Here is a 1619-nt window from a genome sequence, read left to right as displayed (position 1 = left end):
ATAATCTGCAGAGGTCCGCGTGGAACGGAAACCGCAATTCTGTCGAGAGGTTTTACGCCGTGCTGAATGAGGAGAGAGGCCACGCGCATGACGGAAGCGCGCATCTGACCGTAGGTTACGGTGCTGTCGCCGTAGAAGAGAGCAGGACTGTCAGGACGTGTTTCGGCATTGGTGAAGATTCTTTCCGCAAGAAGGGTGTCAGACACCGGAGCACCGGTACTGTTTATTCTTTTTCTTGTGTCAGCTGTTTTTCTGCTGAGTTCCGGATTTATCGGTCTGTTCCACTCACCGTCAGCAATGTTCATGACGGTTTCCAGGTAACAGTCGAACATTTCCCTGACTGTTGACGGATCAAAAAGTCCTTCGACATAATCCCAGGTGAGATAGATGCCGTCCTGTTTTTCGTAAAGCTGATGATCCAGCCATACCTGCGGGGTTTCTGACATACCGCCTTCAGTAATCTGCAGGAATCCGTCGGCAGGTGATGCATCCTCATCGTTCTGACTGACTCCGAGGGTACTGGTGAAGATTACCGGCAGTGATGCCATGCCTGAACCTCTCTTTCTGGACAGCTCACGCTGAATGTAAATGCTGGACAGTTCCCTGTGATCGAGACCTTCGGCAAGATTTTCAGCGGTTTTTCGGGCCGCGTCGGCAAATGACAGGGAGGTATCAGGAGTATATGAAACCGGAAGCAGGGAGGTGAAATCACCGGTAATGTCCATGATTTCAGGGTGAATCCGCTTTCTGTCAAACAGGGTTACGTTGACGGTAACGTCATTTTCTCCGGAATATCTGCTCAGTGTGGCAAGATAGGCGTGCAGCAGTACGGCTGACGGAGTGATTCCGCATGCCGACGCTTTGGCCCTTAACTTATGCCAGTCCCGGTTTTTCACGGTATGAGCCAGTCTGATAAAGTGAGATTCCTCCACGGTATCGGGACTGCATCTGAGAGGAAGCTGAGGCGCGTTCGGCATTACGGCGATTTTTTCATCCCAGTATTTTCTGGCTGATTCAATACGGCTTTCATCCGCAACGGCTGAAAGCACGTAATCCCTGAATGACAGCGTGAGCGGAGGTTTGTTCTCGTATCCGGCAGGATCGTTATAGGCCTGAGCCAGATCTTTCAGAAGCAGTTTGACACTGTATCCGTCAAGATTCATGTAGCTGAAGGCTATGGCAAGACGCATTCCGGTACCGTACAGGAAACCGGCGGCCGCAACAGGGTGACATACTGAATCTTTATTGAGGTTATCCCACCATTCAGATACTGATGAGCAGGCTTCCTGTTCATCTGTCACGCTGAAATACGGAATATCGGATGCCGCTGCCTGTTTTCTGATCGTCTGCATTCCGTCATCAGTTATTACGGCTCTGAGCATTTCATGTCTCTTTTTAAGTAAATCAAAGGCATGACAGAGGCGTTCCCTGTTAAGAGGGGAACCTGTGAGTTCAACCATGTAGTAGGTTTTGGAGTTGAGGGAAAGACTCTGCATCTGTCCCATCCAGTATGCCTGCTGCACTTCGGTGAGAGGGAACGGATCATGACGGTGTTCAGGATCCTCCTTTACCCTGAAGAGTTCGGAAGACCTGCCGCCGGAGAGAACTCTGCTGAAGTC

General features: G+C 50.6%; 1 protein-coding gene. It reads right to left on the bottom strand.

All coding sequences use genetic code 11. The features are described 5' to 3' along the window. A partial coding sequence (locus tag T489_RS0112255) for a condensation domain-containing protein (protein WP_031580302.1) occupies positions 1 to 1619 on the bottom strand: 1619 nt, incomplete at both ends.

Origin of the sequence: Ruminobacter sp. RM87 (assembly GCF_000701925.1) — a bacterium.
Taxonomy (GTDB): Bacteria; Pseudomonadota; Gammaproteobacteria; order Enterobacterales; family Succinivibrionaceae; genus Ruminobacter; species Ruminobacter amylophilus.
The sequence above is the reverse complement of the archived record's forward strand: the minus strand, read 5'-3'. Positions and strand labels throughout refer to the sequence as shown.